The organism is Mesorhizobium sp. P2_C5_2 (genome assembly GCF_056404535.1).
On the sequence record NZ_JBFUDV010000001.1, the window covers coordinates 799,035 to 812,424 of the forward strand.

General features: G+C 64.4%; 14 protein-coding genes. 4 read left to right on the forward strand and 10 right to left on the reverse strand.

Annotated elements, in window-relative coordinates; all coding sequences use genetic code 11:
• Positions 1 to 7: 7 nt before the first annotated feature.
• Both pyrF and AC1D1B_RS03750 read left to right on the forward strand, forming a co-directional pair.
• The gene (gene pyrF, locus AC1D1B_RS03745) at positions 8 to 706 is read left to right on the forward strand and encodes an orotidine-5'-phosphate decarboxylase (RefSeq protein WP_477330527.1); all 699 of its coding nucleotides are present in this window, start codon (positions 8 to 10) and stop codon (positions 704 to 706) included.
• 25 nt (positions 707 to 731) lie between these two features.
• On the forward strand, positions 732 to 1,019 hold the full coding sequence (locus AC1D1B_RS03750) for a DUF1330 domain-containing protein (protein WP_477329468.1): 288 nt from the start codon (positions 732 to 734) through the stop codon (positions 1,017 to 1,019).
• Between the two features lie 13 nt (positions 1,020 to 1,032).
• Here AC1D1B_RS03750 and AC1D1B_RS03755 read toward each other — a convergent pair whose 3' ends face one another.
• From AC1D1B_RS03755 to AC1D1B_RS03790, 8 genes are all read right to left on the reverse strand, one after another.
• Complete coding sequence (locus AC1D1B_RS03755; RefSeq protein ID WP_477329470.1) at positions 1,033 to 2,277, reverse strand: low temperature requirement protein A; 1,245 nt, start codon at positions 2,275 to 2,277, stop codon at positions 1,033 to 1,035.
• A gap of 83 nt (positions 2,278 to 2,360) precedes the next feature.
• Positions 2,361 to 3,428, reverse strand: a complete 1,068-nt coding sequence (locus tag AC1D1B_RS03760; protein ID WP_477329472.1) for a D-alanine--D-alanine ligase family protein — start codon at positions 3,426 to 3,428, stop codon at positions 2,361 to 2,363.
• 123 nt (positions 3,429 to 3,551) lie between these two features.
• Positions 3,552 to 4,427 (reverse strand): SMP-30/gluconolactonase/LRE family protein, encoded by an 876-nt coding sequence (locus AC1D1B_RS03765; RefSeq protein ID WP_477329473.1) that lies wholly within the window; start codon positions 4,425 to 4,427, stop codon positions 3,552 to 3,554.
• Positions 4,427 to 5,068 carry a 2-dehydro-3-deoxy-6-phosphogalactonate aldolase gene (locus AC1D1B_RS03770; RefSeq protein WP_477329476.1) on the reverse strand — a complete coding sequence of 214 codons (642 nt, stop codon included), beginning with the start codon at positions 5,066 to 5,068 and terminating at the stop codon, positions 4,427 to 4,429. The genes AC1D1B_RS03765 and AC1D1B_RS03770 overlap by 1 nt, the downstream gene beginning before the upstream one ends.
• Positions 5,069 to 5,114: 46 nt before the next feature.
• Complete coding sequence (locus tag AC1D1B_RS03775) at positions 5,115 to 6,062, reverse strand: 2-dehydro-3-deoxygalactonokinase (RefSeq protein ID WP_477329478.1); 948 nt, start codon at positions 6,060 to 6,062, stop codon at positions 5,115 to 5,117.
• Complete coding sequence (locus AC1D1B_RS03780; RefSeq protein WP_477329480.1) at positions 6,059 to 6,826, reverse strand: SDR family NAD(P)-dependent oxidoreductase; 768 nt, start codon at positions 6,824 to 6,826, stop codon at positions 6,059 to 6,061. Before AC1D1B_RS03780 ends, AC1D1B_RS03775 begins: the two co-directional genes overlap by 4 nt.
• A 171-nt stretch (positions 6,827 to 6,997) precedes the next feature.
• Entirely contained in the window at positions 6,998 to 8,347 is a 1,350-nt protein-coding gene (locus tag AC1D1B_RS03785) for a putative bifunctional diguanylate cyclase/phosphodiesterase (protein ID WP_181059875.1), read from the reverse strand.
• Positions 8,348 to 8,447: 100 nt separating this feature from the next.
• The gene (locus AC1D1B_RS03790; protein ID WP_477329482.1) at positions 8,448 to 10,247 is read right to left on the reverse strand and encodes a GtrA family protein; all 1,800 of its coding nucleotides are present in this window, start codon (positions 10,245 to 10,247) and stop codon (positions 8,448 to 8,450) included.
• Positions 10,248 to 10,371: 124 nt separating this feature from the next.
• Here AC1D1B_RS03790 and AC1D1B_RS03795 point away from each other — a divergent pair, with 124 nt between their 5' ends.
• The gene (locus tag AC1D1B_RS03795) at positions 10,372 to 11,376 is read left to right on the forward strand and encodes a glycosyltransferase (protein WP_477329484.1); all 1,005 of its coding nucleotides are present in this window, start codon (positions 10,372 to 10,374) and stop codon (positions 11,374 to 11,376) included.
• Between the two features lie 4 nt (positions 11,377 to 11,380).
• On the forward strand, positions 11,381 to 11,755 hold the full coding sequence (locus AC1D1B_RS03800) for a GtrA family protein (RefSeq protein ID WP_477329486.1): 375 nt from the start codon (positions 11,381 to 11,383) through the stop codon (positions 11,753 to 11,755).
• 58 nt (positions 11,756 to 11,813) lie between these two features.
• On the opposite strand, the gene AC1D1B_RS03805 is transcribed toward AC1D1B_RS03800, so the two are convergent.
• Both AC1D1B_RS03805 and AC1D1B_RS03810 read right to left on the reverse strand, forming a co-directional pair.
• Positions 11,814 to 12,524 carry a GNAT family N-acetyltransferase gene (locus AC1D1B_RS03805; RefSeq protein WP_477329488.1) on the reverse strand — a complete coding sequence of 237 codons (711 nt, stop codon included), beginning with the start codon at positions 12,522 to 12,524 and terminating at the stop codon, positions 11,814 to 11,816.
• A gap of 84 nt (positions 12,525 to 12,608) precedes the next feature.
• Positions 12,609 to 13,199 (reverse strand): NAD(P)H-dependent oxidoreductase, encoded by a 591-nt coding sequence (locus AC1D1B_RS03810; RefSeq protein ID WP_477232258.1) that lies wholly within the window; start codon positions 13,197 to 13,199, stop codon positions 12,609 to 12,611.
• Between the last annotated feature and the right edge of the window lie 191 nt (positions 13,200 to 13,390).

Sequence of the window (13,390 nt, forward strand, 5' to 3'; positions counted from 1 at the left end):
GACGACCATGCATGCCCAGACCATGAGAGACCGGCTGATCGTCGGGCTCGATGTGCCGACGGTGAAGGAGGCCGAAGAGGCGGTGCGCGCGCTCGACGGCGTCGTCTCCTTCTACAAGATCGGCTATCAGCTGGCCTTTGCCGGCGGGCTCGACTTCGCCAGGGAACTGGCCAGCGGCGGCACCAAGATCTTCCTCGACATGAAGCTGCTCGACATCGACCACACGGTGGTCAAGGGGGTTGAGAACATCGTGCGCATGGGCATGACGATGCTCACCATCCACGCCTATCCCAAGGCGATGAAGGCAGCCGTGGAAGCCGCCAAGGGCAGCGATCTCTGCCTGCTGGCGGTCAGCGTGCTGACCTCGATGGACGAGCAGGACGTGATCGACGCCGGCTATGAATACGACCCGCATACGCTGGTGCTGCGGCGCGCCGAACAGGCGCTGCATGCCGGAATGGGCGGCGTCGTCTGCTCGGCCGAAGAGGCGGAAGCGGTGCGCCGCATTGTCGGACCGGACCTGGCGGTGGTGACGCCTGGGATACGGCCCAAAGGCAGCGACCATGGCGACCAGAAGCGCGTGGTGACGCCGGCACAGGCGATCCGCAACGGCTCCAGCCATCTCGTCGTCGGCAGGCCGATCGTCGCGGCAAGCGACAGGCGTGCGGCGGCCGAAGCCATATTGGAAGAGATGCGTTCCGCCTGACATTTTTCGAACCAGGAGAAGAACAATGCCAAAGGGATACTGGATCGCACGCGTCGATGTGCGCGATGCCGAAGGCTACAAGGACTATGTCGCGGCGTCGAAGCTCGCCTTCGAGCGCTTCGACGCGAAATTCCTGGCGCGCGGCGGCGAGCACGAAAAGGCCGAAGGCCAAGGCCGCGCCCGCAACGTCATCATCGAATTCGAATCGCTGGCGGTGGCGCATGACTGCTACCACTCGCCGGAATATCAGCGCGCGGTCGCCATCCGCCAGAAAGTGGCCGACGGCGAGATCGTGCTGGTCGAGGGTATCTGAAGCCCGAAGCCCGCTAGTGTGGCGTTGCAAGCACCTCAGCCTGATGGCGGTGCCCCAGTATCTCATAACCGATTACGCTGACGGCCGGCGCCAACGTCAGGATGATGAGGCAGACCGCCATATCAACGCCGGCAAGAGCGGCGATGACGGCGAGCGCCACGACAGCAGCCGTCCCCGCCAGCAGCCAGATATGGAACGGATCGAAGCGCCGGACCAGATAATAGTAGAGCGCATAGATCGCTCCCAGGAACACGCCTAGCGGAATGGCGACCGAGAGCAGCGTTGCCACCGGGCCGATATGGGCCTTGTGCTCGATGAAATAGGCCGCGACATGCAGCCCGGCGCCGGTGGCGACAATGGCAGCGACGATCAGCATTTGGCCATAGCCCCAGACAAACGAACGATTGCGGTGTTGGTGCAGCACTGTCCCCGAAGGCAGCATGTAGTAGACCCACCACATGCCGAAGGTGAGGCCCATTCCGGCAACGCCGATCAAGGCCGCATCGAGGTTCCAGCCCTGCTCCTCGACCACGGCCGACAGCGTCGCCAGCGTGCCGACCACCCCTTCGCCGAGCGCAATGATGGCGAACAGGCTGTAGCGCTCGGCCACATGGTGCGCGTGCCAGGGCGTGCCACCATCCCGGCGTTCGGCGATCACCGGTCCGGCAAGCTCGATGAGAAGCAGGATCGCGCCGAAAGCCAGGCTTGTCTCCAGCGAGAAATCGACCAGGATCTGCACCACCCAGCCGACCTGGGCGATTGCGATGGCTATGGCGTAGGTAAGACAGGAACGCCGCCGCACGGGGTCCTGCCGCGCCGCGCGCAGCCATTGGAAGATCATGGCGACGCGCATGATGACGTAGCCCAGCACCATCACCGAATTGTTGAGGTGTTCGCCATGTTCGATGGAGGCAAACATGCGCGGCAGGCCTATCGCCAACACCAGCACGCCGATCATCTGCACCATGGTGACAAGGCGGAAAATCCAGTCGTCAGTGTCGTAGGCCGAGGAGAACCAGGAGAAGTTGATCCAGGCCCAGCAGATGGCGAAGCTGGCAAAACCGAAGCCGAGCAACGCCGCCGCATAGTGGCCCTCGGCCAGGGCATGCGCCAGTTGCGACGAGGCAAGGCTGAACGCGGTGACGAAGGTCAGGTCGAACAGCAGTTCGAGCGGGGTGGCGACGCGATGGACCTCATGCGGGTCACGCCCGGCCATGCGCCTGATGTGGTGATGGAGGGTGCTGGCTGGCGTGTTCATCGCGCGACCTTCGCTGAGGACTGTTGCGCGAGACTAAAGGTGGAGCAGAGGCCGTCAAGGCGCAGCTGATTTGCGCGACCTGTTCAGATGGACCGGCGGCTCAGCCGGTTCGCCGCCGTCTGCGCCATCGCGTCGGCAAGCGTCAGGCCCCATTGCGTGCGACAATAGGCGCGGAAATCGAAGCAGGGCAGGCCGGGGCAGACCTCGAACTCTATGAGGTGGACATGATCATCGGCCTCGACCCTGAAATCGATGGAAAACACGTCGCGCAGGCCAAGTCCGCTCACCAGCCGCTCGGCGATGCGGCGTATGGTTGCCGCGGCTGCCGGCTGAGTATCGGTCACCGCCTCCAGCACCGGCTCGCTGTAGAGCCCGGTCGCCTTGGCGGCTTCGCCAGTGTCGCCGTAAAGCGCCATCGAGTCAGCCATGGTCTGAAAATCGCCACCAGAGTCAACGAAAACGATGCCGAGCGCTTCCGCGCCGGTGTCCGGCTCAATGCCGAGAAAACTGGCGCGTACGTTGCGGCCGGCGACATAGGGCTGGACGACGACATCGTCGCGATAGGCGGCATAGACACGCCGGCTAAGTTCCAGCGCGTGCTGCAGCTCGTGGCAGCGCGAATCCGGCCAGATGCCGACCTTGGAGCCGAGCCGGTTCGGCTTGACGAACCAGCCGGCTTCCGACGGCGTCGGCTCGACCAGCCAGTGGCCATCGCGGGCGAGGCCGGCCTGCGGCACCGGCAGGCCGAGCGCGCCGAGCACGGCGCCGGAGCGGAACTTGTCCTGGCAGAGCGCAAACAGCGCATCGTCGGCGCCGACGGTTTTGAGCCCGTTCAGCCGGGCAAGCGCGGGCGCCGCCGCACCTCGGAAATAGGCAATGCCGTCGGTCAGCGTCCACACAATGGTCGTCTGCGGATCGGCTTTCGCCAGCGCTGCTGCCGCATCGTCGAGCTCAACGGGCATGAAGGTGAGCCCGCTCCGCGCGCAAGCAGCGGCAAGTTCATCGAATTCGGGGGCGAGGTCGGTCGACTGTGCCAGATAGGACGAGATTTCGAGCGCACGTTCGGCGGCAAACCCATCGGCGACCAGCCGGTCGAGACAGGCCTTTTCCGGCTCGTGGACGAGAATCAGGGTTGGGCTGTTCTGCGGCATCGAATGGACGGCTCCCGGCGATAGAAGCGGTTACCATCGCATGGCCGGCGCAATCGGCTTTCAGGAAACCGACCGGGCCGGGCGGTTGCGTGACAACCGGACAACGAAGCGCCGGCGCGCCTGTCAGGCGATCAGCACGCGCGGCTCGAAGCGGCCGTTGACCGGGATGTCGAGCAGAAAGGTCATGCCGGCCTGCGGGTCGAGCTTGCGCTGCTTGTCGTCCTTGCCTTTCCAGGCCGAAGTCACCGCCAGGCGGTCGGCCTTGGCGCCGACAAAGGCCGGACAGGAGGACTGCGCCGCCGGCATCGGGATTTCGCGCAGCAGCACGCCTTCGGGCGAATACGCCTTGACCGCCTTGCCGCCCCAGACGGCGTTCCACAGCACGCCATCACGGTCGACCACGGAGCCGTCGACGTAACCCTTGGACGAGCGGTGGTCGACGAACACTTTAGACTCGCCGACCGGTAGCCCGGTCGCCGGATCGCAGGCGACGCGCATCAGCAGGCCGGTCGCGGTGTCGGTGTAGTAGGCGATTGTCCCGTCTTCAGAAAAGCAGATCGAGTTCGATACGGTGATGCCGGTGTAAAGCGTGCGCAGCTCGCCCTTGAAAAACCAGTAGATGGCGCCGGCGCCCTTGCCCTCGTTCTTGGCCATGGTGCCAACCCAGAAGGCGCCGCAAGGGTGGACGCGCGAATCGTTGGAGCGCGTCAGCGCGTTGTCGGCCTCGATGGCCGTATGCAATGTCAGCTTGCCGGTCGAGACATCGCGGACGTGCAGGCCGGTCTCCGTGGCGATCAGCTGGCGCTTGTCGTCGATGATGGCGATGGCGCTGGCCATCTGGCCGAGTTCATGGACCTTCAGCGCACCGGAGGCGACGCCCTGCTCCAGCAGAAGCCCGTTGACGATGTCGAACCAGTAGAGCGTATCGGTGGCCGGATCGTAGCTCGGCCCCTCGCCGAGTTCGCAGACATGGTTGGAGAAAACCGAAACGTTTTCCATCATGCCTCTCCGCCGAAGGCTGCATCCCAGGCCGTCACCGCCGCCCGGGCGCGCGTGGCCACCTCGTCAACGCTCATGCCCGGCTTGAACAGGCTGGAGCCGAGACCGAAAGCGGTCACCCCAGCGGCCTTGTAGCCGGTAAAGTCTTTCTCAGAAACGCCGCCGACGGCACCGACCACGGTATCGGCCGGCAGCACGGCGCGCATCGCCGAAATGCCCGCGGCGCCGAGCACGCTTGCCGGGAAGAACTTCAGCGCCGAGGCGCCAAGCCGGATCGCCAGAAAGGCCTCGGTGGGGGTGAACACGCCGGGCATCGTCACCATGCCATGGTGCATGGCACGAGCCATCACCTCGGCATCGATGTTGGGGCTGACCAGCAGTCTGCCGCCAGCCTTGTGCAGCGCGTCGACATCGGCCGCCGTCAGCACCGTGCCGGCGCCGACCAGCGCCGTTTTGGGCAATGCTGCAACGATGCTGGCGATCGATACAAACGGCTCCGGCGAATTGAGCGGCACCTCGATGGCTTCAATGCCGGCGTCAAACAGCGCCTGGCCGATGGCGACAGCCTCGCCGGGCTTCAGCCCGCGCAGAATGGCGACAAGACCACGCTTGAGCTTCGGGAAAGGTGCGGTCTGGGTCACGCGGTCACTCCACTCTTGCCAGTCGTGTTCTCTTGGTGGGTCATGTTCATTTGGCGATCATGCCATTTTCGCGCGCCGCTTCGATCAGGCCGGCACGAACCGCCTCGTCGGCGTCAACCGTCCTGACGGCAAGTCCGGCGAGGTCGAGCGCCTGCCGATAAAGGGCCGCAAGCGAGCCGGAGGCGACCAGCACGATTGCGGTCGCGCTTTCGCCATAGCGGCGGCCTGCCGAGGCGATCTCGCCGCCGATCAGCAGGCCGGACAGGCAAGCGGCGGCATCGTCGGCCTGGAGGTCCTGCAGCAGGCCGGCGGCGCGGATCGAGAACAGCCGCGAGGTGACATCGCCACCTTCGGCCAAAGCCTTGCGGCACCAGTCCTGAAAGAACGGATTGTCCGGGGTGACCGGCTTCGGGTTCTCGCCCAGCGAATGGCGCAGGATCGAATGCTGGGCCAGAACTGAGAACAACTCGCCGGTCGGCCAGGTGCAGAAACCATCGACCGCGCCGTCTTCGACCAGAACCCATTTCGAGTGGGTGCCGGGCATGCAGACGAGGTGGCGGCCCTTAGCCGGCAAACTGGCCCCGGCAAGCTGCGTTTCCTCGCCGCGCATCACATCCGGAGCATCGGCCAGGCGCTGCGCCAGGCCAGGCACGATGCGGATATCGCGGCTCTGGCGGGGAATGCGGGCAGCGCCCGCGAGAATGGCGCCTATCGGAGCCGGCACCGTGACGTAAGGCGCCTCCAGCCAGCCCTGGCGAGAGCCGGCCATGCCACAGATAATAACGGGCAACGTCGCTGGTGCGCCGAGCGCCGCCAGATGGCCTTCGAGGATGGTCGAAAAACCCTTCTGCTGCGCGGTGATCAGCCCATCATCGCCGCGGCGTTCGGCCAGCACCCCACCCGCCTCGTCGATCAGCCAGACCCGCATGCGGGTCGTGCCCCAGTCGACGGCGGCGACGGCCGGCGCCTTGTTTGCCTGGTTTGCCGGGCTCACAGAAAACCTCCGTCGACGATGAGCATTTGCGCCGTCAGCATACGCGAGGCGTCGGAGGCCAGGAACAACACGGTACCGACGATATCGTCGGGCTGCATGACCTGCTTGATGCATTGTTTGGCGACATGGGCGGCAAGCCCCTGTTCGGTGACCCAGAGTTCTTTCTGGCGTTCGGTGATCACCCAGCCCGGGGCAATCGCGTTGACGCGGATGCCGTCGACGCCAAGCTTGCCGGCAAGGCCCTTGGTCAAGCCCAGTATGCCCGCCTTGGCGGCGGTGTAGGCCGGCATATCCGGATGGTTGATGAGATAGGAGGTCGAGGTGAAGTTGATGATCGAGCCGCCACCGGCCCGCTTCATGCCCGGCGCCACCGCCTGCGCGGTGAAGAAGTGCGGACGCAGATTGACGGCGAGGTTGTTGTCCCAGAACTCGACGCTGACGTCAGCGACTTCGTGGCGTTCGTCCCACGCGGCATTGTTGACCAGCACGGTGACGTCGCCATGCGCCTGCGCTGCCTTGGCCGCAGAGGCGCGCAGCGCCTCGACATCGCGCAAATCGGTCTTGAGGTAGAGCGGCCGCCGGCCGAGTTCCTTTTCGACGCGGTCGGCAAGCATCATGCTTGGGCCATCGGCGATGTCGATGAAGGCGACATTGGCGCCCTGGCGAACAAAACCCTCGGTCAGTGCCGCACCAATTCCCGAGCCGCCACCGGTGATCAACACCGAGGCTCCCCTGAGGTCGGCAAAATCCGCCGATGGCATCATATTTTCCTACTCCCGAACCGGTCGGCGCGCATCCTATCCAGCCAAGTTCGGGGAGCAAGGGCGAAAACGGTGATTTCTTCGGCTTATGTCAGACAAAAGGACGCAAGATGACGGGCGAGGCCCTGCCCGGCCTGAAACCGCTGACCTGCTCGGCGCACGGCAGACCGCTGGTCAGATCGCCTTGGCGTAGAGGGCACCGCGATAGGAATCGCGGAGATAGCCGAGCGTGGCGTCGGCATCGACCGGCTTGCCAAACAGATAGCCTTGCCCGCCGGCGCAGCCGAACTGGACGAGGCGGTCGGCCTGCGCCTCCTCCTCTATGCCTTCGGCGACGACATCCATGCCGAGCCCCTCGCACATGGCGAGAATGGCGCGGATGATGTGTTCCGACGGACGGTCGTCGAGGATCGAGGAGACGAAGGCGCGGTCGATCTTGAGCTTGTCGAAATGGAACTCGCGCAGGCGGCCGAGCGAGGACTGGCCGGTGCCGAAATCGTCGAGCGAGACGCGGATGCCGACGCGGCGCAGATCCTCGACGATCTTCTCCGCCGAGGCCGGATCGTTCATCAGGCCGGTTTCGGTGATCTCGATCTCCAGCCGGCGCGGATCGAAGCCGGTGCGATCGAGGATCGACAGTATGTGCAGGCCGGTGTTCTGGTCGACGAGCTGCGAGGGCGACAGGTTGAAGGACAGGAACAGGTCCTTCGGCCAGCTGCGCGCCGCCTCGGTCGCCTTGCGCAGCACCAGCTGCGACAGCGGACCAATGATGCCGCGCTCCTCGGCGATGGGAATGAACACGGTCGGCGGGACGACGCCGAGGTCGCGATCGGTCCAGCGCGCCAGCGTCTCGAAGCCGATGGTGCGGCGGGTGTTGAGATCAACGATGGGCTGGAAATGCGGTTCCACTTCGCCGGCCGAGACGGCGCGGCGCAGCGCCTGCTCGATGCGGGTGACGCGCTTGGCCGCCTCTTCCATCTCGCGTGTGTAGACGACGACGCGGCCACGGCCCGAACGCTTGGCGTGGTAGAGCGCCGTTTCGGCCTTGTTGACGAGGATTTCCGTGGTTTCGTCGCCGGAATAAAACAGCGAGCAGCCGACCGAGGCCGAAAGCCTGGCGGTGCGTTCGCCGACATCGTAAGGCGCCGACAGGATTTCGATCATCATGCGCGACTTCTCGGCCGCGGCTTCCTCCGAGAACACCATCGGGTAGAGGAAGGCGAATTCGTCGGCGCCAATGCGGCAGACGGTGGAATGGCTGTCCATCGAGGCGCGCAGCCGCATCGCCACCTGGATCAATATGTCGTCGCCGGCCTTGTGGCCGAACAGATCGTTGATCGGCTTGAAGCCGTCGAGGTCGAGAATACCGACGGTGAAGGGCGCGGGATCGTCGGCGCGGTCGCTGATCAGGCGGTCGACCTTGTCGAAAAAGCGGCGATGGTTGCCAAGCCCGGTCAGCGTATCGGTGAACGCCAGATCGGTGTTTTCCCTGCTTGCCTGCCCGGTGCCAAACGTCGTTTGCATCGGTATCCCTGTTTTTGACTTCCGAAATTTGCGCCGAGACTGGCAGCAAAGCGTTTAGGAACCGTATCGCGAAATCGATTTTTCGCTGGCGAATGATGGTTTAGCGGACGCGGTAGAGCTCGACCGGGTTTTCGTGCGTCTCGGCCACCGGTTCGAGCCAATCGGGGACGCTCCCCTGCATCAACTGGGCCAGGAAGCCTTGCGGCGCCTTGGCGGCGAGCACCTTGCTTTCGGCGCTGCCGCGGCAGAGCGCCACCAGGCCGACGTGATGATCCGCCGCGATCGCCCTCGCCTGGTCCGCCGATCCGAGGAAGGCATCGAAGGCAAGCAGGTCGCCGGCGATGTTGCGATGATAGGGGCCGGCAAAGACCCGGTGCCCGGAATAGGCCAGGATCGGCGAGCCGAGATTGGAAATGGCCAGCACCGTGGTGTCCGGCAGCCGGGCCAGCGTCGCGAAGGAGGCCTTGCGAGTACAGCTCGGATCACTTTCGGCATCCTTTGCCTCGACGGCGACCTTGTCGGCCTCAAATGCCCTCGTGGTCGCGGCGGCAGCGCCGGCCCAGACGGCATTCACGGAGACCAGCCAGACTGCCACCATGCGCAGCGACACGCTGCGCGAAGGGCTGATCCTCGCCCGCTCGCGCCAGCTTGCGACCCAGGCCGACAGCGGGATGACGGCAAAGGCGATCGAGAATGTCGAGCCGCGGACCTGCCAGGCGCTGACGATGAAGGCGACGACCAGCAAGGCGACGACGAGGCTGTCCTGGCGGCGCCATGGTCCGCGCAGGCGAAGCGCCATCAGCGCGATCGCCACCAGCGGCGTGACATAGCGCGCCGCCACCGAGGCCGGTTCGTTGACAACGATGTAGAACAGCGACTGTGCCTCATCGATGTGGTCGAGCCACAATTCCTTGAGGCGCGGATCGAGGTTTGCGTAGGGGGCAGCAAGGCATTGCGGGAACAGCGCCACGACAACGGCGCCGAGCACAAGCGCGAGCAGGCCGAGCGAGATCAGGCGGCGGCTGGCCATGCCATTGGACGCCTTCAGCGACGTCACGACGGCAAGGCCCAGTCCGGCGATTGCAGCCACCACGAATTGCACGGAAGAAAAGGCATCGCACTGGGCCTGGCCCCAGGCCGATGGCGGAATGGTGGTGACGAAGACGAGTGCCGAAACCCCGGCAAAGCCGAGACCGAAGTCCCTTGCGATCCGATGCTCGCCGGCGGGATCGACGACAAACAGCAAGGCGATGCAGGCGCCGATGGTGGCGACATAGGGCGCGGTTTCCATGCCGACGGCCAGCGTCAGCGCCGCGCACAGGCCCGAAATCAGCGCCGCCCAGCGGCGCGTGGGCGCCTCGAGCAGCAGGCTGAGGCTGGCCATGGTCAGCGTCAGCTGGACATTGTGATGATCGAGCGCACCCGGCAAGAAGATGCCGATGAAATGCAGCGCAGCCGCGCCGATGACGATTGCCGGCAGTACGGCGCCGGCACCGGCGAAGCTGCGCGCGGCGCGGGCGAGGAAGAACACCGCCAGGCAAAACAGCAGCGCCGGCCACAGCACCTGCGCGATCGCCTCGGCCGTGGCCATGCTGCCGGTCAGCGCCGAAGCGGCGAGGATGATGGCGGCGAGCGGTGCATCGACCAGCCGCGACCAGTGCATGACGAAGCCGCCTTCCGGCCCCATCCTGTACTGATGCAGGTCGAACCAGCCCTGGCCGGCCAGCATGTCGCGGACTTCGACCAGCCGCAGCAGGCTGTCATTGTCGCCGCCGGCATTGCTGAGTTCACGAAAGCCGGTGGCGGCATTGACGGCCAGGGCCACCAGCATGGCAAGCAGCGCCAGCATCATATCGGACTTCCAGGAGGAAGCACCCGCCTTGGCTGCGTTCATCATCATGGCCTTTGTCGGAAAGATGTTCAGCTTAAACCTAGCCTTAACAGCTTCAATAAATAGTAAAGTCGCCTGAGCGAGGCCGCATTTGAGCGCGGCCGGAGGCTCCGCCGGGCATCGGGAGACGGAAATGCCGCACGAAGTCCGCCACGAGCCGGCCATTGCCGTGCTCCTGCCCTGCTACAATGAGGAACTGACCATCGCCGAGGTGGTGCGGCGGTTTCGAGAGACGCTGCCGTCGGCCGCGATCTATGTCTATGACAACAATTCCAGGGATCTGACCGCGCTCAAGGCGCGCGCGGCCGGCGCCATCGTCATCCGCGAGCCGCGCCAGGGCAAGGGCAATGTCGTGCGGCGCATGTTCGCCGACATCGATGCCGATATCTATCTGATGGCCGACGGCGACGGCACCTATGCGCCGGAAGATGCGCCGCAACTGATCAATATCCTGCAGACCGAGCGCTGCGACATGGTGGTGGGCACCAGGCGCGGCGTCACCGACGATGCGGGCCGTTCCGGCCATGCCTTCGGCAACCGCATCTTCAACAGCCTCTACAAGCGGCTGTTCGGCACCGACTTCACCGACATCTTCTCCGGCTACCGCGTCTTCTCCAGGCGTTTCGTCAAGAGCTTCCCCGCCGTTTCCGGCGGCTTCGAGATCGAGACCGAAATGTCGGTGCATGCCTCGCAGCTCAAGCTGCCGGTCAACGAGATCGCGCTCGACTATGGCCGCCGCCCGGAAGGCTCGTCGTCGAAGCTGTCGACCTATCGCGACGGCGTCAGGATCCTGTGGATGTTCGCCATGCTGATGAAGGAGACGCAGCCGCTGCGCTTCTTCGGCGCCTTCGCCATTTTCTTCCTGGTATCGAGCCTTACCCTGATGACGCCGGTGCTGATCGAATTCGCCCAGACCGGCCTGGTGCCGCGCATGCCGACATGGGTGCTGTCGGTCGGCCTGCTGCTGCTTTCGATGCTTGCGATGATGACCGGACTGATCCTCGATTCGGTATCGCGCGGGCGCGCCGAGCAGAAGCGCATTTTCTATCTCTCGGTCCCGTCGGGCCGGGTCGAACGGCGCGAGCGCACGAACGAAACCCCGAAGGCCGAACCGGGCAAGACGCCCCGGGCCGCCTGAGGCCGTGGGCAGGCTCGCCCGCTTCGTCTTTGCCGGCGCCGTCGGCTTCGTCGCCGATGCCGCAGCTCTCTGGTTGCTTTTGACTGTCACGCCGCTCGGCCCCTTCGTCGCGCGCGTGCTGTCGATCGGCTTTGCGCTGTGCGTCACCTGGCAGATCAACCGGCACCTGACGTTTTCGCCGTCGAGCCGCGGCGTGACCCAGGAGGGCGCGCGCTATGGCGGCGTCGGCATCGCCACCAGCATCGTCAACTATCTCGTCTATTGCGCCATCCTGTTCACGCTGCCGGCAATGCCGCCGCTGGCGGCACTTGCCATCGCCTCGCTGGTGGCCATGGCGCTGTCCTTCCTCGGATATTCCCGGCTGGTCTTCGACCGCTGAAGCGCTGGTCCGTGAAAGGTTAACCCGAGAGGCGCATAGGCCCGCGCGCCACATGAGCCTATGCTGGCGCAAAGCCCGAAGAGGCCGCCGCTCTTACGTCCTGCAAGGATCGGATCTGACGACCATTGACGAAATTGTCCGAAGACAGCCAGGTGTCGAATGCCGCGCCGGCGACCGACCATTCGCGTGCCAGCATCGAATACATGCAGATATCGCGTGCGTGGCCTTTCAGCACCAATCCGTCGCGCAATATGCCCTCAAAGACAAAGCCTAACCTGTCGGCCGCACGCCTCGATTTCGCATTGTCCGTGGTGCACGTCCACTCCAACCGCCGATAGCCGAGGTCGTCGAAGATGTGGCGCATGATCAGGAAGAGAGATTCGCTGGCCGCGATCGTCCGCTGCAGCGCTGGCGAGAAGAGCACATAGCCCAGCTCAATCACCCTGTGCGCCGGTCTGGCCTCCATCAGACAAAGCCAGCCGACCGGCCCCGCCGCTTTGGTACGCAGCGTCAGGAATGTGCGCGATTGGTCGTTGAGCATGCCGCCGACATAAGCCCGGAAAGACTCGATCCCGTCGAATGGTCCAACCTTCATTTCAGCCCAGATCTCGTCACGTTCGCGGGCGTGGGTGAGTCGGAAGATATCGTCGGCATCTTCAAGGCAGAGTGGGGCGAGGTTGACGTGGTTTCCGGTCAGCGTTGTCGCCGAAGGCAAGGTAGCGCCGCCTGGCGAATTCGCTATTGCATTCCAACTTTCCTGCGTGGCCATCTCCCCTCCTTTTCAGAGTTGCGTCTGCCCCTGTCGAAGCACCAGAGCGGACAAGCTCGGTTACGCTGGCATGGGCTTGGTTGGTCAAAATTTCTCGAACCGCCGCTCCACCTTGCGCGCGAACACTTCCCTCTTTTCGTTGGATATGCCCTCGACGGAATATCTCGTCATGTACAGATGTTTCACGTTGCCTCCACACATGGTCTTCAGGCCGCGCAGCAGCACCTTCCTTCCAGGATTTTGCATATACATTTCCGTATACCACCAGGGCGATCCGCACGTCGTCACCACCCCCATTCGGCGGATGTTCAGAAGTGCCGGTCTGATGACGCCGCCATCCGCCGGCACGTGATAGGCGACGCCGGGTCGCCAAACGCGATCGAAATAGCCCTTCAGCATGGCGGGCATGCCTGACCACCATGTTGGAAAGCAGAACACGCACGCCTCGGCCCATTGCAAAGCGTCGATATAGACCCGCAAATCCTCCGGTGTTTTGGAAGGATCAAAGTGGCCACGCCGCTCTTCTGGTTGCATCACCGGATTGAACTTCATTTCGTAGAGGTCGAAGTCGATGACCTCGTCGCCCCTGGCTTTGAGTGTCTGCACGACACGTTTGTGAAGCGATGCCTGGTAGCTGTCGGCGAGTGGGTGTGCGTAGACGACATTGACTTTCATTCACGGCTCCCCCGGCGCAAGCATATATTAGCCAATACTCAAGCAAAGGAAATTGGCCAGGAGCCGAACGGCGCTGCCTGCCGAGTCCGAATGTCACCGACGACCTCGCCTCGATCGGCAACGCCGCCCGGGCCGCAGATGACACGCATTAAGCCTGAGCCAAGCAAGCGTGATTGGCAGACGGCGCCGAG